At 36.3% G+C, this 19,247-nt stretch carries 19 protein-coding genes and 1 tRNA gene; 17 read left to right on the top strand and 3 right to left on the bottom strand.

Features of this window, described 5'->3' with window-relative positions:
- Positions 1-5 precede the first annotated feature (5 nt).
- The 4 genes from ribD to R2R71_RS01210 are packed head-to-tail and all read left to right on the top strand — an operon-like array spanning position 6 to position 3,400.
- Positions 6-1,058 carry a bifunctional diaminohydroxyphosphoribosylaminopyrimidine deaminase/5-amino-6-(5-phosphoribosylamino)uracil reductase RibD gene (gene ribD / locus R2R71_RS01225; protein ID WP_316829411.1) on the top strand — a complete coding sequence of 351 codons (1,053 nt, stop codon included), beginning with the start codon at positions 6-8 and terminating at the stop codon, positions 1,056-1,058.
- Entirely contained in the window at positions 1,059-1,928 is an 870-nt protein-coding gene (locus tag R2R71_RS01220) for a DMT family transporter (RefSeq protein ID WP_316829410.1), read from the top strand.
- Positions 1,915-2,529 (top strand): YigZ family protein, encoded by a 615-nt coding sequence (locus tag R2R71_RS01215; RefSeq protein ID WP_316829409.1) that lies wholly within the window; start codon positions 1,915-1,917, stop codon positions 2,527-2,529. Before R2R71_RS01220 ends, R2R71_RS01215 begins: the two co-directional genes overlap by 14 nt.
- Before the next feature lie 10 nt (positions 2,530-2,539).
- Complete coding sequence (locus R2R71_RS01210) at positions 2,540-3,400, top strand: nucleoside phosphorylase (RefSeq protein ID WP_316829408.1); 861 nt, start codon at positions 2,540-2,542, stop codon at positions 3,398-3,400.
- 43 nt (positions 3,401-3,443) lie between these two features.
- Here R2R71_RS01210 and R2R71_RS01205 read toward each other — a convergent pair whose 3' ends face one another.
- Together R2R71_RS01205 and R2R71_RS01200 are read right to left on the bottom strand one after the other, a co-directional pair.
- Positions 3,444-3,839 (bottom strand): DUF1398 domain-containing protein, encoded by a 396-nt coding sequence (locus tag R2R71_RS01205; protein WP_316829407.1) that lies wholly within the window; start codon positions 3,837-3,839, stop codon positions 3,444-3,446.
- Positions 3,840-3,841: 2 nt separating this feature from the next.
- Positions 3,842-4,891 (bottom strand): aldose epimerase family protein, encoded by a 1,050-nt coding sequence (locus tag R2R71_RS01200; RefSeq protein ID WP_316829406.1) that lies wholly within the window; start codon positions 4,889-4,891, stop codon positions 3,842-3,844.
- Positions 4,892-4,955: 64 nt separating this feature from the next.
- Here R2R71_RS01200 and R2R71_RS01195 point away from each other — a divergent pair, with 64 nt between their 5' ends.
- The 4 genes from R2R71_RS01195 to R2R71_RS01180 all read left to right on the top strand — a co-directional run bounded on the left by R2R71_RS01195 (position 4,956) and on the right by R2R71_RS01180 (position 8,885).
- The gene (locus tag R2R71_RS01195) at positions 4,956-6,107 is read left to right on the top strand and encodes a galactokinase (RefSeq protein ID WP_316829405.1); all 1,152 of its coding nucleotides are present in this window, start codon (positions 4,956-4,958) and stop codon (positions 6,105-6,107) included.
- 57 nt (positions 6,108-6,164) lie between these two features.
- Positions 6,165-6,695, top strand: a complete 531-nt coding sequence (locus R2R71_RS01190) for an RNA methyltransferase (RefSeq protein ID WP_316829404.1) — start codon at positions 6,165-6,167, stop codon at positions 6,693-6,695.
- 11 nt (positions 6,696-6,706) lie between these two features.
- The gene (locus tag R2R71_RS01185) at positions 6,707-7,369 is read left to right on the top strand and encodes a YdeI/OmpD-associated family protein (protein WP_316829403.1); all 663 of its coding nucleotides are present in this window, start codon (positions 6,707-6,709) and stop codon (positions 7,367-7,369) included.
- Positions 7,370-7,595: 226 nt separating this feature from the next.
- On the top strand, positions 7,596-8,885 hold the full coding sequence (locus tag R2R71_RS01180; RefSeq protein WP_316829402.1) for an OmpA family protein: 1,290 nt from the start codon (positions 7,596-7,598) through the stop codon (positions 8,883-8,885).
- 99 nt (positions 8,886-8,984) lie between these two features.
- Here the strand turns inward: R2R71_RS01180 and R2R71_RS01175 are convergent, their stop codons facing one another.
- Positions 8,985-10,283 (bottom strand): DEAD/DEAH box helicase, encoded by a 1,299-nt coding sequence (locus R2R71_RS01175; protein WP_316829401.1) that lies wholly within the window; start codon positions 10,281-10,283, stop codon positions 8,985-8,987.
- Between the two features lie 330 nt (positions 10,284-10,613).
- Between R2R71_RS01175 and R2R71_RS01170 the strand changes: the two genes are divergently transcribed.
- The 9 genes from R2R71_RS01170 to R2R71_RS01130 all read left to right on the top strand — a co-directional run bounded on the left by R2R71_RS01170 (position 10,614) and on the right by R2R71_RS01130 (position 19,186).
- Positions 10,614-10,775 (top strand): hypothetical protein, encoded by a 162-nt coding sequence (locus tag R2R71_RS01170; protein ID WP_316829400.1) that lies wholly within the window; start codon positions 10,614-10,616, stop codon positions 10,773-10,775.
- A gap of 7 nt (positions 10,776-10,782) precedes the next feature.
- Positions 10,783-10,854 (top strand) — tRNA-Met (locus tag R2R71_RS01165).
- Between the two features lie 339 nt (positions 10,855-11,193).
- Positions 11,194-12,216 carry an LD-carboxypeptidase gene (locus R2R71_RS01160; RefSeq protein WP_316829399.1) on the top strand — a complete coding sequence of 341 codons (1,023 nt, stop codon included), beginning with the start codon at positions 11,194-11,196 and terminating at the stop codon, positions 12,214-12,216.
- Positions 12,217-12,800: 584 nt separating this feature from the next.
- Positions 12,801-14,096, top strand: a complete 1,296-nt coding sequence (locus tag R2R71_RS01155) for a TolC family protein (RefSeq protein ID WP_316829398.1) — start codon at positions 12,801-12,803, stop codon at positions 14,094-14,096.
- A 40-nt stretch (positions 14,097-14,136) separates the two neighbouring features.
- Positions 14,137-15,330, top strand: a complete 1,194-nt coding sequence (locus R2R71_RS01150) for an efflux RND transporter periplasmic adaptor subunit (RefSeq protein ID WP_316829397.1) — start codon at positions 14,137-14,139, stop codon at positions 15,328-15,330.
- On the top strand, positions 15,330-16,076 hold the full coding sequence (locus R2R71_RS01145) for an ABC transporter ATP-binding protein (RefSeq protein WP_316829396.1): 747 nt from the start codon (positions 15,330-15,332) through the stop codon (positions 16,074-16,076). The genes R2R71_RS01150 and R2R71_RS01145 overlap by 1 nt, the downstream gene beginning before the upstream one ends.
- Positions 16,077-16,087: 11 nt before the next feature.
- Entirely contained in the window at positions 16,088-17,311 is a 1,224-nt protein-coding gene (locus tag R2R71_RS01140; RefSeq protein WP_316829395.1) for an ABC transporter permease, read from the top strand.
- 136 nt (positions 17,312-17,447) lie between these two features.
- Complete coding sequence (locus R2R71_RS01135; RefSeq protein WP_316829394.1) at positions 17,448-18,491, top strand: sensor histidine kinase; 1,044 nt, start codon at positions 17,448-17,450, stop codon at positions 18,489-18,491.
- Positions 18,488-19,186 (top strand): LytTR family DNA-binding domain-containing protein, encoded by a 699-nt coding sequence (locus R2R71_RS01130; RefSeq protein WP_316829393.1) that lies wholly within the window; start codon positions 18,488-18,490, stop codon positions 19,184-19,186. The genes R2R71_RS01135 and R2R71_RS01130 overlap by 4 nt, the downstream gene beginning before the upstream one ends.
- The last annotated feature ends 61 nt before the right edge of the window (positions 19,187-19,247 follow it).

The following is a 19,247-nucleotide window of genomic DNA, read 5'->3' as shown; positions in this document are numbered from 1 at the left end:
CCTTAATGAGCGATGAATTTTATATTAAGCGTTGTTTAGAACTGGCGGTTTTAGGTTTGGGAAATGTTAGTCCTAATCCAATGGTGGGATGCGTAATTGTTGTTGACGGAAAAATTATTGGCGAAGGCTTTCATCAGAAATTTGGAGAAGCACATGCCGAACCTAATGCAATAAATGCAGTTATTAAAAAATATGGTGATGAGGCAGCGTTGTTGCTTAAAAAAGCTACTGCTTATGTAAATTTAGAGCCTTGCGCTCATTTTGGAAAAACACCCCCATGCGCAGATTTATTTATTAAATACCAGCTTAAAAAGGTCGTAATTGGCAACCGTGATCCTTTTTCTGGTGTAGATGGAAAAGGAATTGAAAAACTTAAAAACGCTGGAATTGAGGTTACAAGCGGTATTTTAGATGAGGAATGCCGTTATTTTAATCGTCGTTTTTTTACCAGAATTCAAAGCCAAAGGCCTTTTATTATCCTGAAATGGGCACAAACCAGCAATGGTTATTTTGCAACAATAAATGGCCACCAGCAATGGATTAGCGGAGGTTTGGCGAAACGTTTAGTACACAAGTGGCGTACGGAAGAAGATGCAATTCTCATTGGTAAGCAAACAGCCGTGATGGATAATCCGCAGTTAACCTCCCGGGACTGGCCTGGTAAAAATCCGGTGAGGTTGGTAATAGATAAGTCATTGCAAATCCCTCAGGATAATCATATTTTTAATCAGGAAGCAAAAACGATCATTTTTAACGAGCTTAAAACAGATGTAGTTGATCATATCCACTACATACAGATGGAAGATATGCATTTTTATCTGCCGCAAAAAATCGCCTTTCAACTCTATCTGATGGATATTCAGTCGGTTATCATAGAAGGTGGTGCAAATATTTTAAAACAGTTTCTGGATGCAAATCTTTGGGATGAAGCTCGTATTTTTACTTCGGAAAACAGCTGGTCTGAAGGTATTTCTTCGCCGGTAATAAATGGTAACCTGATTGAGGAAACTCAGGTTGGTACAGATAAGCTCTCGATTTATATAAACCAAACAGTTTAAATGATATACATTATTTTAAGTATTTTTTGCAGTGTAACGGTGGCAGTGCTGCTAAAACTTGCCAAAAGATACCAGATTAGCATAATACAGGCAGTAACGGTTAATTATTTAATGGCCTTTATGCTTTGCTTTTTGTTTTTTAGACCTCAGATTAGCACCCTGAATTCATTGGCCCCATGGCCTGTTTACGGTTCTTTAGCCATATTACTGCCCGGAATATTTTTAATTTTGGCAGCATCGGTTAAAAAACTGGGAATTGTTAAAACAGATATTGCCCAACGGCTTTCGTTGTTTATCCCCATTCTGGCAGCTTATTTTATTTTTAAAGAAGACTTTAATCAACTAAAATTTATTGGTCTTGGCATTGGTTTTCTGGCTATTGTATTAACTTTTCTTCGTAAATCGTCAAACGAAACACAATCAAATAACTGGTTTTTTCCAATTACTGTCTTTCTTGGTTTTGGGGTAATTGATGTTCTTTTTAAACAAATCGCATTACATAAAGAATTTCCTTACACAACCTCACTATTCATTGTTTTCTTTTTAGCCTTTATCGTATCAGTAATCATTGTAACGGTTATGGCGCTTTCCGGGAAAACGAAACTCCAGTTGGTAAACATGGGTTGTGGTGTAATATTAGGCGTTTTTAATTTTGGAAACATTCTGTTTTATTTAAAAGCGCATCAGGCATTATCTTCAAATCCCTCAACAGTTTTTGCAGCAATGAATTTAGGTGTAATTGTAGCCAGTACGCTTATAGGTGTAATGATATTCAAAGAAAAACTTTCTAAGCTAAATTATTTTGGTATTGCCCTTGCCATTTGTGCGGTTATTTTAATTACAATAGCTCAGTTAAATGCTGTTCGATGATTCATATAAAACGATCGCTAATACTACCGAAGGCATTTTTAGGGATAAAGGAAGCAAGTTTATAGCATATGCTTATCCGATTAAATCTGAGGAAGAAATAAAACCAATCTTAAACGATTTAAGAAATGAACACAATAAGGCGAGGCACTTTTGCTATGCATACCGCTTAACACCCGATAGGTCGGTTTTCAGGATTAACGATGATGGTGAACCTTCTGGCACAGCTGGCAGGCCAATTTTAAATTGCCTGTTGTCAGAAGATTTAACTAACATTATAATTGTTGTTGTGCGTTATTTCGGAGGAACTTTGCTGGGGGTACCAGGATTAATTAATGCATACAAAATGGCTAGTATCGAAGCCATCAATGCATCTTCAATTATTACCAAAACGGTAAACGATGTTTACGAAGTTCATTTCGAATACCTGCAGATGAATGCTGTAATGAAACTGGCTAAAGATGAGCAATTGGCTGTTCTGTCCCAGAACTTCGATATTGATTGCGTTTTAAAATTTGAAGTTAGAAAAACACAACTAAATCAGGTTTTAACTAAGTTTGATAAAATTGAAGGTGTAAAATTAAAATACCTTCAAACCATATAACTAACCAGATATGAAAATAGCAGAAAGCGATTTAATTATAAATCCTGATGGAAGTATCTATCACCTTAATCTTTTACCCGAAGATATTGCCCCAACAGTAATCACAGTTGGCGATCCTGAACGTGTAACTGAAGTAAGTAAACATTTTGACCGGATTGAACTTAAAAAGGGAAAGCGTGAATTTATTACGCACACCGGTTTTGTTGGGCAAAAACGTGTTACAGTACTCTCCACGGGTATAGGAACTGATAATATCGATATTGTTTTTAATGAACTTGATGCGCTGGTTAACATTGATTTTGAAACCCGGACGGTAAAGAAAGAATTAACATCGCTGAATATCATCCGCGTAGGAACTTCCGGAGCCGTTCAACCTGATATTCCAATGGGAACTATTTTAGCCTCTTCTTTTGGTTTAGGAATGGATGCTTTGATGAATTATTATGTTCATGATTTAGCTGGGGATGAGCGAAGTTTACTTGATGATATTAAAAGTCATTTTGGACATTTAAAGAACATTAATCCTTATATAACTGCTGCTGCTGATCATTTACTAAACAGCATCGGAAAAGATATGGTAAAGGGAATTACGGTAACTGCACCCGGATTTTATGCGCCACAAGGACGACAAGTTCGTGCTAAAAATGCAGTCCCTGATTTTGTTGGTCTTATAAATAGTTTTGAAAGCAACCACAACAGGATTACAAACCTGGAAATGGAAACAGCAGGTATATACGCCTTGGCGAAAGTTTTAGGCCATAACGCATTATCGGTAAATGCAATCCTGGCAAGCAGAGTTAAATTCGAATTTAGTAATGAGCCTGATAAAATAGTTGAGAAAGCAATAAAACTTGTTTTAGAAAGGATTTAGAATTAATCACTGAACAAGGTTAATGTTCAGTGATTAATTTATATTAAACGCTTGGTATTTTTTCTTGAACCAACTCGTTCTGCTCCGTGTCTAAATACGTACAGGTCATTTTTTGTAAGTCTATAACCCATTTTTCTACACCTGCATCGGCAGCTTGCTTGCAAAAGGTAAAATAATCCGTTTCACCTTTTTGGTGGATTTTTAAAGCATGTTGTAGTTTTTCAGAAGAGGATGTTTTATTAATAACCAAATCCGGGTATTCCTCAGGACTTGCCTGAACAGAATAATCTTTACCATCGAAATAAACAGATAAGCCATTAGCAACATAAACATCATTTCTAACCACACCCAGATTTTTTATGTTTTGAATAAATAGCGGGAAGTCTGCTCCCGTTTTAATCTTTGCTTCTGCAGCTTTTATTTCTTCAATGGAAAACATAATTATTTATTTAGTGACACTTTGAATATGGTTGTTTGTGTGTATAAATCTTCAGGCCTTAAAACAGTTGATGGGAATTCATCAATATTAATCGCATTTGGATGATGCTGCGTTTCAATACAAAAAGCACCATAAGCGCCATAAGTTTTTCCGCCCTTACCATTTTTTACATTTAAATACTTTGAGGTATATAAATGCGCTACAGGTTCTGTGGTATATACACTTAAAGTTAAACCGCTTTCTTCTTCAAATGTTTTAGATGCCAGCGATAAGTCGCCATAAACCTTATCCAATACAAAAGTCTGGTCGTAACCTTCATCAGGATTCCAATCCTGGCTTATTTCCTTTAACTGGGTAAAATCCAATGCCGTATTTTTAACCGGAACCACTTTCCCGGTAACACAGAAATTTTCATCTTGTTCAAGGTAATTTGAGGCAAAAATCTGCTGTTTATGTTTACTGATATTTCCACCATTCGGAGCAAGGTTAAAGTAACCGTGATGGGTTAAATTAATGGCTGTTGCCTTATCGGTCTCAGCCTCATAGCTTAAAATCAGCTCATCATTTTCAGTTAATTCGAAAGTTAACCCGATAATCAGATTACCTGGAAAGCCCTCTTCCCCATCAACACTTTCATATTCCAGTGTAACAAACGATTCTCCTTCCTCGCCTACTTCAACAATATCCCATACTTTTTTATCGAAACCAATATCACCTCCATGCAGGCAATCAGTTCCTGTATTTTTTACCAGTTGATAATTTTCACCATCAATGCTGAAATTACCATCTTTAATCCGGTTGGCATATCGCCCGATTACAGCTCCTATATGCGGATTGTTTTCCAGGTATTCTTCACCAAGGTATTGGTCTACCTCATCAAATCCCAAAACAATATCCTGTAATTCACCTTTGGCATTCTTTACGATGAACTTATTAATAATGGCACCATAATTAAAAATTTCGACGTAAGTGCCTTTGCTGTTGCTCAGTTCTATTGCGATAACTTCTTCGCCATCAATAATTTTTCCTGTAGGTATTTGCTGAACGCTCATAAATTGTAACTTAGGGCTTTTGTTTCCTAAACAAACATACCAATATTTAAATATTTTCAACCAAATGAAGCTTAAACTTGAAGAAAAATTTGCCGAGCAATACCACAAAAATGCCGATGCAGTTTATTTTACACCAGGCCGCGTTAATTTAATCGGCGAACATATTGATTATAATGGCGGTTTAGTAATGCCATGCGCAATTACGTTAGGAACATGGATAGCTATCGCACCAAATACAGATAATAAATTTAGGTTCAGAAGCTTAAATTTCGAGGCTCAAACTGAAGTTGAAAGCAATATAAGTCATGAGAAGAATGGCAGCTTATGGGCAAATTATCCAATAGGTGTAATCAATGAATTTATAAAAGATGGTAAAGAAATTACTGGCCTGGATTTTCTTTACTTCGGAAATATTCCCATCGGTTCAGGACTTTCGTCTTCTGCATCTATAGAAATTGCTACAGCTTTTGCATTAAATGATTATTTCGGTTTAGGATACGATAACCTTTCGCTCGTTAAAATTGCAAAACGGGTAGAAAACGATTTTATCGGGCTTAATTCTGGAATTATGGATCAGTTTGCCGTAGCTTTTGGCGAAAAAGATAAGGCAATTGTTTTAGATTGCGAATCGCTTAAATATAAAATGGTTGATATTGATTTAGGAAACTATGTATTGGCCATAATAAATACTAAAAAACCTCGAGAACTGGCCGATTCTAAATATAATGAACGGGTACAGGAATGTGAAACTGCCTTAAATTTGCTAAATCAGGAAGTTAAGCTGAATAATCTTTGTGAATTAACTGCTGAAAAATTCGCTTTACATAATCATTTAATTAAAGATGAAACCATTTTAAACCGGGCTACTCATGTTGTAAAGGAAAACGATCGGGTTCATTTGGCAGCAAAAGCTTTGAATTCGGGGGAACTGGAGGAATTTGGACGCTTAATGTATGCTTCGCATCAGTCGTTAAGAACACTTTACGAAGTAAGTGGGAAAGAGCTGGATACAGTTATTGATTTTTGTTCGGATTACGAGCATGTGATCGGCGCCCGTATGACAGGTGCTGGTTTTGGTGGCTGTGCGATTGCTTTACTTGAAAAAGGATATGAAGAAGATTTTGCAAAACACTTAACCGATTATTATGTAGAAAGAATCGGTTACCCTGCAGAAATTTATGTTAGTGAAATTGGCAACGGACCAATTAAACTTTAATTAACCACAAATAAAACCTGGGCTTAGTTCATCAGGTTTTATTTGCTGAATAACAAGATGAAAAAATTAAAACTCGACGAGTTAAATCGTCCTGATATTGAAGAATTTAAAGCACAGGAAAAGCTACCTGTAGTTGCTGTTTTAGATAACGTAAGAAGTATGCATAATGTAGGCTCTATTTTCAGAACAGCCGATGGATTTGCATTAGAAAAGGTAATTCTATGTGGAATTACTGCCCAACCACCACATAGAGAGATTGAAAAGACCGCCTTGGGTGCTACACAATCTGTCGATTGGATTCATTATACCGATACTACTACTGCTGTTGATGCGCTAAGAGATGCTGGCTACGAGATTGTAGCAATAGAACAGGCAGAAAGCAGCACCATGCTGAATACTTTTACACCTGATAAGACTAAGAAATATGCATTAATCTTTGGGAATGAAGTAGATGGTGTGAGTGATGAAGTAATGTCGAAAATTGACGAATGTATTGAAATTCCGCAGTTTGGAACAAAACACTCATTTAATATTACAATCTCCGCGGGTATTGTTTTCTGGGATTTCTTTGCCAAATTAAGGCTTTAAATATTTTTGATATGGAAAATTCATTATTGAAGAAATTGCAAATTAAGCCAGGCTTTACTGTTAAAGTTATGGATGCACCGGAAAATGCAGCTGCAATTTTCGGTAATGTGCCTGATGATATTTCGATAAGATTCGATGATGTCGAGAATTTCGATGCCCTGATAACCTTCACCACTTTAAAAGAACAACTGGATCGCCAGATTAATAATAACCTGAAGAAACTAAATCCGAAAACGATTTTTTGGGTTTTTATGCCAAAGAAAACAGCCAAAATTGAATCAGATTTAGATATGATGAAAACCTGGCAGGAATTGGATATTTACGGATTAAATCCATGTGCTTCGGCGGCTGTTAATGAAACCTGGACAGCTTTACGCCTGAAATTTATAACTGAAATCAAACCATCTGGTTTAAGAAACGACCATATCAAAACAAATGATTTTGCCGAATATATTGATGTTGAAACTAAAACGGTAAAACTTCCTGAAGATTTAGCTTTGGTTTTGCAAGACAATCCAAAAGCATTGAATTATTTTAACGGACTGGCTTATTCGCATAAAAAGGAATACGTACTCTGGATTTTAACCGCCAAACAAGAAAAGACGAGAACAAATAGAATTGAAAAGGCATTGGATATGCTGCTCAACGACAAGAAAAATCCTTCTGTTAAGTAAGGTTTAGTCTTTAACGAAAAACTGTTTTTGTAGTCAAAACTATACATATTATAAGAATCCTGGCAGCAATCTGTAACATTTTTTTAATATTTTTATCGGCTTCTAAGCTGCTGATTTAATGCATTTTGTATCTGAACTGCCTCTTTTGGCAGGATTTTTTCTTATTTGTTTCCAAACAGTATTGCAAAAAAAGCTGTTTTAGGAAACAATAATAAATAAGAAAAACATGAATTCGAGAATTACTAAATCAACAATGTTGGTTGCATTATTAGGCTTATCATCCCAATTATTTGCACAAGATACAACTCCAGCTTCTTCCGGTACTTCGGGTACCAGATTTGGCGAAAAATCTTTCCGTACATGGACTGTCGGTGTTCATGGAGGGATTCTATCACCAAACACTATTTTTGGTTCAGGAAGCGTAAGAGCTAAAGAGTTTAAAAGTATTGGTTACGGCGCAAACATCAGAAAACAGATCTTACCATCTTTAGGTTTGCAAGCTGATTTCTTAAGAGGCGACATTAAATCTACAACCGGAACAACAGATTTTACACAAAGTGTACAATGGTCTGGAGCATTAACCGCTGTTTTTAATGTGGCAAACATTAACATCAATAATGAAAACGGTGTTCTAATCCCGTACATTAAAGGTGGTGCTGGTTACATGTCATCTGACTACAGCGCTGCTACAGGAACTACTGTAACGGAGAGTAATGGCAGAGAAGGCTGGTTTATTCCGGTTGGTGCTGGTGTAAAATTAGGTGTAGCTAAAGGAATTAATATCGATTTAGGTTATGACGTTAACTTCATCAAATCTCCTGAATCACTTCCAAAAAGCAGGTTTGCCTATGCTCACGCAGGTTTAGAGTTTGCCTTGGGAAGCAAAGAAAAACCACAGTTGCAAAACTACAGTTCTTTAGCTAACCTTCGTAAAGAAAGTGCCGAAGAAAGTGCTGAATTAAGAAGAGCTTTATCTACTGCTGAAGAAAATGCAGCGAGAGACAGAGCACAGTATGCTAAAGATTTAGGCGACGACGATAATGATGGTGTAGCCAATAAATTTGATAAATGTCCTGGAACTGCTTCTGGTACTGTTGTAGATGGTTCTGGTTGCCCAATCAAAGTTCAGCGTGAAGTTGTTAAAGAAACTAAAGTTGTTGTAACAGAAGCTGATCGTAAAGTAGTTAGAGATGCCATTTCTAACCTTGAGTTCGATTTAGGTAAATCAACTATCCGTTCTAAATCTTACGCTACTTTAAATAAAGTTGCTAACTTATTAGTAGAGAAAAACTTTAGCTTAAAATTAGCAGGACATACTGATAATACTGGCGGAAGAGAATTAAACTTACGTTTATCGAAAGACAGAGCTGAATCAGTGAAAGCTTATTTAGTATCTCAAGGCGCTAATGCATCTAGAATTGAAGCTACAGGTTACGGACCTGACCAACCAATTGCTACAAATAAAACAGCAGCTGGTCGCCAGGAAAACCGTCGTGTAGAATTTACATTGTACTAAAAGCAATATAACCTAAAACAAAAAGCCTCCGAGTTATCGGAGGCTTTTTGTTTTAAAATCATTTTTTAAATATTGCTGGCTTGTTCAAAGTTTGCTGTTTTAAGACAAGCCCTTTTTGTTCTTGTAAGTCATTTTTGCCTTGGTACCAGCACTATAATTATAGTTTTTTACATTGCTTGCTTTCTTTTCATGAAATGCAGCACCACGTTCACCATTGTCTTCTTCGTCATCCTTTTTCTTTTTTTTAGGTTTGGCCGAAGCATCAACAATTTTTAAATCTTCAGGTAATTCCATTAAATCCATACGTTGACCAATAGCTTGCTCTATTTTTTTAACTTCGATGAGTTCTATGTCTGTAGAAAAAGTGATGGCTACAACTTCATCATCATTGTGCTTAACAATTCGTTGTATTAGCGTTTCTTTCTGCTCAGGTAATTCCAGGTGAAGAATAAATGGAATCCCTTCTATATTCAAATCACCAAGATTTTCATTTGCAACAATTAAAACCCTGGCTTCAGGATTTTCTTTAAAATCTTCAATGTCATCATAACCATGATCATCAAAAAACAATGGACGGTAAATGCTAATTTCCCCCTCTTTCGGGTTATTAAAATTTTTGTAAACGGTTTGTGCAGTTAAACGCGTGTTTACAAAAACAACAACCGTATCAAAAAACTCCGCATCATTCAGGAGAAGTGTTAAAAGATTTAACTTTGTCCTGAAATTCGGAACCTGATATAACATCTGAGGATAAACTTCAGCCTGTTTTTCACCAATCTCATCAACCTCTATGGTAGCAGCAGAATCTTTCATAAATGGTGCGATCATATGGTTTAGCTTCTCATGTAAAACTTCAGTGAAAACCACATGTTGAGATTTATAAGCACTATTGGCAAGTTCTACCACAGGCAACTGCAAACCTTTTTTTACAATAAGCTCAGCATTATCAACAATGAATAATTGAATTTTATTGGTGTTTAAGGCGAGTTTCAGATACAATGCACGTGCCCGGTCTGGTACAGCGACTATAATATCACAACCATCGGTAATCTCATTCATTTGAGTTTCTACAGCACCACGACTATCGATTCCTAAAATCCTGAAGGTACTGTTTCTGTTTAACAATTTAAATTGTTCCAATACATGATCAACATGCTCTGCATCGGGTACCAGAATTAAAGCCCTTGGTGCTTCTTCAAATGCATATTTTAATTTCATTAAAGTAGCTAAAACATAAGTTGTGGTTTTTCCCGCTCCTTCTGGTCCTACTGCTATAACATCCTGTCCACCTAAAATCCGCGACATGGTTTTTGCCTGGATTTCTTTTGGGGTTAAAAACCCGGCATCAGTCATGGCAGCTACAAGTGGTTTACTTAGTTTTAATTTATCTAACGACACGCTCTTGATATTAATGTTTTAAAATGCAAATATCCTTAAAATATTTAGCTTTTGAGCGATTGAATTAATCCGTAAAAAATAATTCCGGTTTAACAAGGATTGCAACAATAACGTTTTTAATCGTATGATACAGTTGAAGCAAGCTATTTATCTAATTAATTGAGGCAAATATTGATATTAACTTAAAATTAATAAACTGAGATACAGAAGTTTAGATATTTTTAAAACAAATAAACTACTAAATCTATAGATATTATATACTTATTTATATATTTGCTGAACATAAATCATTAACAAAAAAAATATGTTAAACAATTAAACGCAGACAATATGTCAATTTATTTTCAATATCCGGCAATAAACGATTATCCAAATGTTAATCATGCTGCAGAAATACTTGAAGCAGATATAAAAAAGATTAAGGATGAAGATAATATGATCAGAGAAGAAATTAAAGAACTGAAAGATTTTTTAGCGCTTAAACCTGTTTAACAAAAATGGCCAGTTGACCGATTGGAAGGTAGAGGTTTCATAAACTTTAAAACAATGGTTCGAATCCATTACTAGGCCGCTAAGTGTTCTCATAGCACTTTATCCTGATTCTGCTCAATCAGGCAAGATTTGGTTATCTTATATTTGTTTTGTTGTTAGCAAAGGCTATCCGCGAGGGATAGCCTTAACTTTTTGCTATATGCTGAATGATAAATCGCCATTCGATTATTTTTTTTTATAAAATGTTAAAACATTTTATTTCATTATTGGTTATCTATATAATTCACATTATACTAATCTTTTACAGATTAATTTGTTTGGTTTAAAAAGGGGATTTATGGATATAAATCCCTTTTCTTTTGTTCAATTTTTTTAAACCTTATATTAGTCTTTTATAATTTTATTCTTTTAATTTTCGATGAACAGAAAATATTTCATTTCCTCCTTTATAGCTTCTGCAACCCTACTCCCAGTATTTAAAACGCTGGCCAATATAGTAGAAAATGAAACAGCCTCTTTCAAAATACCTCCCTATTTAAATCCTGGCGACACCATAGGCATCACCAGTCCTGCTGGTTATATTTCTCTCGAACAAATTCAGCCATCGGTTATACAAATGCAAAGCTGGGGCTTTAAGGTTCACATTGGTGCAACCATTGGTAAACGCGATTTCACCTACGGCGGTACGGATGCGGAAAGATTAGTTGATTTTCAGAAAATGTTAGATAATCCCGATATCAAAGCCATTATGTGTGCCCGTGGTGGTTACGGTTTTGTCCGGATTATTGATAAACTTGATTTTTCTTCGTTCAAAAGAAATCCAAAATGGATTATTGGTTTTAGTGATATCACGGTAATACATTGTCATTTAGCCAAAAACTATGGTATTGCTTCCATACACTCAAAAATGTGCAATAGTTTTCCTGATGATTGGGCGAAAGCAGAGCCTATTCAAATTGAAACGATTCTTTCCATTAAAAATGCTTTAATCGGCGAACAAATGGGTTACACCGCTCTGCCGAATACAAATAACAGGCTGGGTAAAATTGATGGTGTTTTAGTTGGTGGGAATTTAAGTATTATCGAAACTTTAGCAGGAAGTGATTCTGACTTAGATACCAGAGATAAAATTCTTTTTATAGAAGACACCGGCGAATATCTTTACAGTATTGATAGGATGTTGTGGAATTTAAAACGAAGCGGTAAACTAACAAACTTAAAAGGTTTAATTGTTGGTGGTTTTAAGGTTAAACCTGATGATGCAGGAGAAGAATTTGGTAAAACTATTTATGAAATTGTGCTCGAGAAAGTGGAAGGTTACAAGTACCCTATTGTTTTTGATTTTCCTGTTGGCCACCAGCGAAATAATTTTGCGCTCAAATGTGGCGTTAAACACGTTCTTGAGGTAACTGAAAGTGGCACTTCGCTTAGAAGTCTGTAGGACTGCATAACAGCTAAGATTATTAAGAAAAATTTAAGTTATCAGGCTATTATTGATTATATTGTAACTTACAAAAGGATTAGCCAATCCAATTTTTAATTTCCAATTTATTTTCAGCCTTCAAGTCCGTGTCAACTCCGACTCAAGTCTGTGTTAAATCCATGTTTGGGCTATCTCTGCTTGGATTTAGCTTCCTGTTTGTATTAACAATACGCCGATGATGCCTCGGTTTATCGGCCTATGCAATAAATCTATAACCCATATTGGCACTTTAAACACATTTATTTCGTAAGCTTAACCTCACGAAAAAAGCACCTAACCATTGTTGCTATTACGATTAAACAATCGTTCAAAACGCTTTTTCCTAAAGACAGAACTAGCGATTTATGTACGCAAAATAGCCATATATCAAAAATAACAGGTCAATTCCGGTAAATTATTGAAATGATATCATTGCTGTTATCTCAAAGTTTAAAGCTTTCGTCTCAACATATTAGCAGTTCATCTCAATTCCGGAAATGATTGGATATGCGGATATATTTTTGTGTTCAATAGATCAGAAAAGGACATAAAATTTATTCGCAATGAGCAAATACATTAAATATATCTCCATAGTAATATTGCTTTTTACAGGCTATGTTACAAAGGCGCAGGAAATCCCGAAAGTGTGGGATTTGAAAACGGCCATTGAGTATGCAAAGGAAAAGAACATTAGCATCAATACCTTAAAATTAACCGCCCAAACGGCAGAGCAAAGCTTAATCGCATCAAAATCAGCCGTGCTACCTAATTTAACCGGAAATGTTTCTCAGGCTTTAACCAATTACAAATCTGGTTTGCAAAACACCAGTGGATTCGGATTAAGCTCTGATGTGACTTTGTATAATGGTAGTTATCTAAAGAATGATATTAAAGCGAAAGAACTTACGCTACAAACTGCTAATCTATCGGTCGAAGCTGCGAAAAATGATATCACCATTTCTATTACCCAGGCTTATTTAAATATTCTATTGGCCAGGGAAAATATTACTTACCTGAAAGATTTATTAACAACAAGTGAAGCACAGGTTAAGCAATCGGAACAACAATTTAAGTTCGGTACCATCGCTAAAAAAGACCTTTTACAGCTGCAGGCAACTTACGCAAATGATAAGTATACTTTAGTTGCCGCTCAAAATACATTGCAGCAGAACGTTTTAACATTGAAACAATTACTTCAAATCCCGACCGATGTGCCTTTTGAAGTAAGTACAACAGATACAATTCAAACACCTCAGGCGCTTGATAATTTGGCATCAGCGCAGGATAAAGCATTAAGGACACGCCCTGAAATAAAAAGCGGAGAGTTAAACATACAGCTTCAGAATACTGAATTGGCAAAGGCTAAATCTACATTAAGGCCAACATTAAGTTTAGGTGGCTCACTTTATACCGGCTACAATAATAATAGCGCCGGAAGTTATACTTATCAGCTGAATAACAGTTTTTATCAAAATCTTGGATTGACTTTATCAATTCCCATTTTTGATAGAAAGGTAACCAAAACAAATGTGGCTAAGGCTAACATCAGTATACAACAGGCACGTTTATCACTTTTAGATGCTAAAACAACCCTGTCGCAAAATGTTGAACGGGCATACATCAACGTTCAAAATGCAAACAGCCAATATGCTGCAGCGCAGGAACAATTTACTTATACAGGTGAAGCCTTGAGGATTTCGAATGCAGCATTAAAAGAAGGAACAAACAACATTGTAGAAAACCTGCAACAAAAGAATTTATACGTACAGGCGCTACAAGCTTTTGTTCAGGCGAAATATACAGCAAATCTTTACACCAAAATCTATAATTTTTACACTGGAGTTCCTATAACTAATTAAAAGACAATGGCAATTGCCAGATCAATTTAATATTTAAATCATGAAGAAGAAAACCATATTTATTATCCTTGGCGTAGCAATTGCCGCATTCGCCATCTGGTATTTCGCATTGCGAAAAACAGAACAGGTAATCGTTTTGGAAACAGAGAAACCAACAACGGGTTACATTTCGGAAAATGTAACGGCAACAGGCAAAGTTCAACCGGTTGATACCGTTGCGGTGGGTACACAGGTTTCAGGTACAATTAAAACATTGTACGCCGATTTCAATTCGAAAGTGAAAAAAGGACAGTTACTTGCTGAATTAGATAAAACCTTGTTTGAAGCTTCTGTAAATCAATATCAGGCTAACCTGGTAAGTGCACAAAGCGCCTTGGTTTATCAGCAGGGAAACTTTAGCAGGCAAAGTAATTTATATAAAGTTGGAGCAGTGAGCAAAGCGGATTACGATAATGCCTTATATACTTACAATGCAGCAAAGGCGTCGGTAAGCAGTATTAAAGCACAACTTGCCACTGCTCAGAAAAACCTTTCACTCGCCAGTATCTATTCTCCTATTGACGGTACAGTGCTTTCAAGAAGTGTAAGTGAGGGAACAACGGTTGCCGCTAGCTTCAGTACGCCAACTATTTTTAGTATAGCTAAAGACTTAACAAAAATGCAGGTTGAAGCATCTGTAGATGAGGCTGATGTGGGTAATATCTCTAAAGGTGAACGTTCTACTTTTACCGTGGATGCCTTTTTAAACGATACTTTCAAAGGTACTATTCAGGAAATAAGATTGAATCCGACCATTTCTTCAAATGTGGTTACTTATACAACAATTATCAATACATCAAATGATGATAATAAGCTAAAGCCAGGCATGACGGCCAATATTACCATCTTTACGAAAGAGGTAAATAATGCACTCCTGATACCTGCTAAAGCCATTAAGTACAGTCCGGATTCTACACTGAATGCGAAATATAAAATAACCTGGGTAAACCCCGATAAAAAACCGGCAGGTGCCAACGAAGCTTATGTTTGGGTACAGCAAAGCCCAAATGAACTGCTTCAGAAAAAAATTAAAACTGGAATTAATGATAATACACATATCGAGGTTTTAGAAGGCTTAACAGCATTAGACCAGGTAATTACAGGTTCACAAACCATGGGTAAAGCTCAGGCTGCAGGACAAGGTCAGTCAAGTCCTTTCATGCCTAAACGCCCAGGTGGAAACAGGAAGAAATAATGGAACAGAAAATATTAGATATACAAGACTTGAAACGGGAGTTCGTAATGGGCGACCAAACCGTAAGGGCATTGAAAGGGATTACTTTCGATATTAAAGCGGGTGAGTTTGTAACCATAATGGGGAGTAGCGGTTCTGGTAAAACAACACTTCTGAATATTCTGGGCTGTTTAGATAAGCCCAGTGATGGAAGTTACCACTTAGATGGTGTGGATGTTAAAAGCTTAAACAGAGATGAGCTTGCCGGTTTGAGGAATACAAAAATTGGCTTTGTTTTTCAGGCATACAATTTATTGCCTAGAACTTCGGCGCTGGAAAATGTAGAATTACCCTTATTCTACAACAAAACAATTTCTGCAACCGAAAGAAAAGACAGGGCAATAAAATCTTTAGAATCAGTAAAGCTGGCAGAACGCTTTGATCATACACCAAGTCAGCTTTCGGGTGGACAGCAACAACGCGTAGCCATTGCCCGGGCATTGGTAAATCAGCCTGTTATGATTTTAGCCGATGAGGCAACTGGAAATTTAGATACCAGAACTTCATATGAAATTATGGCTTTAATGCAGGAGTTGAATGCACAGGGAAAAACCATCGTATTTGTAACCCACGAGCCGGATATAGCCGCTTTCAGTACAAGAACAATTATGTTGAGGGATGGTAAAATCCAGAAAGATAGTATTAACACAAATCAACGTTCGGCAAAAGAAGCATTAGCCAGCTTGCCCGAAACGGATGATTATTAATTAAGGAAATTATGGCCATTTCAAATTTATTAAGAATTGCTTTTTTAGCCTTACAACGAAACAAGTTACGTGCTTTTTTAACCATGTTAGGCATTATTATCGGTGTGGCAGCTGTAATTGCAATGATGGCAATTGGAGAAGGTTCGAAACAAAGTATTCGCTCTTCCTTATCAGGGATGGGTTCGAACATGATTACCATTATGCCGCAAAGTAATGAGCCTGGTGGTGTTCGCTTGCAGGGAAGCAGTATCCAGACACTGAAAATGGAAGATATTACAGCAATCGAAAAACTCCAGTCGAAAAATATAAATGGTTTATCTCCTGTAGTTTCTACCAGCGGACAAGCCATCAAAGGCGCCTATAACTGGCCTACAACAATTACGGGTGTTAGTCCTGATTATTTGAATATCCGCCAGTTAAAACTGAAAGATGGTATTCTGTTTTCTGAAAAAGACGTGAAGAGCTTTGCCAAGGTGTGTATACTCGGACAAACGGTTATTGATAATCTTTTTCCGGATGGAAGCAACCCCATTGGCCAGATTATCCGCTTTAAAAGCATTCCTTTTCAGGTAATCGGTGTCTTAGAGGCTAAAGGCCAAAGTAACTTTGGACAAGATCAGGATGATATCGTACTAGCTCCGTATACCACAGTTCAGAAAAGAATTACGGCAACGAATTACCTGCAGAGTATTTATGCTTCGGCAACATCTGAAGCAAGCAGCGATGCGGCTACTGAAGAAATTTCGAATGCAGTAAGGGAAAGCCATAAATTAACAGCTGCAGAAAGTGATGATTTTCAGGTTCGTACACAGGCTGAGTTAATCAGTACCATTAGTTCTACCAGCAGTATGTTAACTGTTTTATTAACCGCAATAGCAGGTATCTCACTCTTTATCGGCGGTATTGGAATTATGAATATTATGTATGTTTCGGTTACCGAACGTACAAGGGAAATCGGTTTGCGTATGTCAATCGGTGCCCGCGGACAAGACGTTTTAATGCAATTTTTAATAGAGGCAATTTTAATCAGTATCACCGGCGGCGTTATCGGGGTAATTTTAGGTGTAAGTTCTGCTTACCTGATTTCTTACTTCTTAAGCTGGCCAATTTTAATTTCGCAATCCTCAATCGTTATTTCCTTTATTGTATGTGCTGTTACGGGTGTTTTCTTTGGCTACTATCCTGCTAAGAAAGCATCAAATTTAGATCCAATTGATGCATTAAGATACGAGTAGTAAAAAGTATCGGGGCTCGTAAGTTGAGAGATTACTTGTCCCGATGCCCTACTCAACTAATCTGCAAGGTAAATTTAGCACAACGATATACCATAAAAATAATATCTTAGCAATGCAAAGCGTCAAACAGAAAATAATGACAATTAACTTTTCAAAAAAGTGGGTGAAAATTACGCTCCATATATTGGTATGGGTAGTTTTAATCACATTGCCATATATTATCAATGTCAACAGAAGTCGACCTCCCCGCTCCCTTACCAGTTTTGAGGAAACGCAGTTTCTTCGGTTAAATTTCATTAGTTATTTCTACTGGATAGCTATCTTCTATTTCAATAGTCAGATACTGATTCCATCTTTTTTTTATAAAAAGAAATATCTCCTATACGGTTTGTTTTTCTTCGCGAGTTTACTTTCGGCAATTACCATTCACTCGTTTTTGTTCCACGCCTTGCTGCCCGATTTAGATTTTAATTTAGGTAGAACATTATGGTTTAATACACCAACTTTTCTCCTTACCATTGCGGCCAGTACGGCTTTTACCATGATATCGGATAGAATTAGTGAGGAAAAAAGAATTCTCCAGCGCGAACAGGAAAACATGAAAACTGAACTTTCGTTTCTTCGCTCGCAAATTAGTCCGCATTTCATTTTTAATGTGCTCAATAATATTGTGGCCCTGGTGCGTTTAAAAAGTAACGAACTCGAACCTACCGTGATGAAACTATCCGGTTTAATGCAGTATATGCTTTACGAAACCGATGAAGAAAAAGTATCGATAAAAACAGAAACTGAATACCTCCAGGCTTATATAGACCTGCAAAAACAACGTTTCGGAAAAAAAGTAGCTATCGAAACCAATATTGAAATAGAAAGTGAATTTGACGAAATAGAACCTATGCTTTTAATCCCTTTTATTGAAAATACCTTTAAGCATGGTGTTGGGATGATTGAAAACCCTCAGATCTTCGTTGATTTAAAAACGGAAGAAGAAAGATTAATCTTTATCGTTAAAAACAAGTTTAATCCTGATGGAAATGAAGTTAAAGATGCAGCTTCGGGAATTGGTTTGGCTAACGTAACCAGAAGGTTAAATTTGCTTTACGGTGATAATCATCAGCTGATAATTGAAAAGGAGGATGGTTGGTTTAATATAAGCTTGAATTTAAAATTAACAACATGATAAAATGTTTAGCCATTGATGATGAGCCTTTAGCCTTACAATTACTGGCTGATAACATTAGCCGGATTCCTTTTCTGGACTTGGTAGCAAGCTGTGATGATGCTTTTGCGGCCAACAGGATAATGCAGGAACAATCAATAGATTTAATATTTATTGATATACAAATGCCAGGGATCACGGGTTTACAGTTTATACAAAGCCTGGTGAAAAAGCCGATGGTCATCATTGTTACGGCTTATAAGCAATATGCATTAGATGGTTTTGCACTAGATGTTGTAGATTACTTAATGAAGCCGGTTTCACTTGATCGCTTCATGAAAGCCTGTAACAAGGCTAAAGATCTCTTTGAATTAAAACAATCTGCTACACAAGCCAATTCACCAGTACAGGAATATATGTTCGTTAATGTTGGCTATAGTTTGATGAAAATAAACTTTTCAGATATTACCTACGTTGAAGGTCTTAAAGACTATATCCAGATTCATATTTCTTCGAGCCCGAAAGCGGCTGTAGTACGGATGAGTATGAAAGCAATGGAAGAGCAATTGCCATCAAATTTCGAACGGATACACAAATCATTCATCGTAAATACGGCCAAAATAACATCAATAAGGAAAAATGCCGTTTTTGTTGATGATAAAGAACTGCCGGTAAGTGAAAGCTATAAAGCTGTTATAGATAAGTTGATTAAATAAATTCTACTTAACATTCACTTGAATTCACGTCAATGTCTAACATAGAATAGATGTTGATAGT

The organism is Pedobacter aquatilis (assembly GCF_032678405.1).
Lineage (GTDB): Bacteria > Bacteroidota > Bacteroidia > Sphingobacteriales > Sphingobacteriaceae > Pedobacter > Pedobacter aquatilis_A.
Note: the sequence above shows the minus strand (reverse complement) of the source record. Positions and strands in the feature narration are given on the sequence as shown.

What these genes read in the sequence shown, in the direction of transcription:
- ribD (WP_316829411.1), top strand. Translation starts at nt 6, where the DNA reads ATGAGCGATGAATTTTATATTAAGCGTTGTTTAGAACTGGCGGTTTTA.
- R2R71_RS01220 (WP_316829410.1), top strand. Translation starts at nt 1,059, where the DNA reads ATGATATACATTATTTTAAGTATTTTTTGCAGTGTAACGGTGGCAGTG.
- R2R71_RS01215 (WP_316829409.1), top strand. Translation starts at nt 1,915, where the DNA reads ATGCTGTTCGATGATTCATATAAAACGATCGCTAATACTACCGAAGGC.
- R2R71_RS01210 (WP_316829408.1), top strand. Translation starts at nt 2,540, where the DNA reads ATGAAAATAGCAGAAAGCGATTTAATTATAAATCCTGATGGAAGTATC.
- R2R71_RS01205 (WP_316829407.1), bottom strand. Translation starts at nt 3,839, where the DNA reads ATGTTTTCCATTGAAGAAATAAAAGCTGCAGAAGCAAAGATTAAAACG.
- R2R71_RS01200 (WP_316829406.1), bottom strand. Translation starts at nt 4,891, where the DNA reads ATGAGCGTTCAGCAAATACCTACAGGAAAAATTATTGATGGCGAAGAA.
- R2R71_RS01195 (WP_316829405.1), top strand. Translation starts at nt 4,956, where the DNA reads ATGAAGCTTAAACTTGAAGAAAAATTTGCCGAGCAATACCACAAAAAT.
- R2R71_RS01190 (WP_316829404.1), top strand. Translation starts at nt 6,165, where the DNA reads ATGAAAAAATTAAAACTCGACGAGTTAAATCGTCCTGATATTGAAGAA.
- R2R71_RS01185 (WP_316829403.1), top strand. Translation starts at nt 6,707, where the DNA reads ATGGAAAATTCATTATTGAAGAAATTGCAAATTAAGCCAGGCTTTACT.
- R2R71_RS01180 (WP_316829402.1), top strand. Translation starts at nt 7,596, where the DNA reads ATGAATTCGAGAATTACTAAATCAACAATGTTGGTTGCATTATTAGGC.
- R2R71_RS01170 (WP_316829400.1), top strand. Translation starts at nt 10,614, where the DNA reads ATGTCAATTTATTTTCAATATCCGGCAATAAACGATTATCCAAATGTT.
- R2R71_RS01160 (WP_316829399.1), top strand. Translation starts at nt 11,194, where the DNA reads ATGAACAGAAAATATTTCATTTCCTCCTTTATAGCTTCTGCAACCCTA.
- R2R71_RS01155 (WP_316829398.1), top strand. Translation starts at nt 12,801, where the DNA reads ATGAGCAAATACATTAAATATATCTCCATAGTAATATTGCTTTTTACA.
- R2R71_RS01150 (WP_316829397.1), top strand. Translation starts at nt 14,137, where the DNA reads ATGAAGAAGAAAACCATATTTATTATCCTTGGCGTAGCAATTGCCGCA.
- R2R71_RS01145 (WP_316829396.1), top strand. Translation starts at nt 15,330, where the DNA reads ATGGAACAGAAAATATTAGATATACAAGACTTGAAACGGGAGTTCGTA.
- R2R71_RS01140 (WP_316829395.1), top strand. Translation starts at nt 16,088, where the DNA reads ATGGCCATTTCAAATTTATTAAGAATTGCTTTTTTAGCCTTACAACGA.
- R2R71_RS01135 (WP_316829394.1), top strand. Translation starts at nt 17,448, where the DNA reads ATGACAATTAACTTTTCAAAAAAGTGGGTGAAAATTACGCTCCATATA.
- R2R71_RS01130 (WP_316829393.1), top strand. Translation starts at nt 18,488, where the DNA reads ATGATAAAATGTTTAGCCATTGATGATGAGCCTTTAGCCTTACAATTA.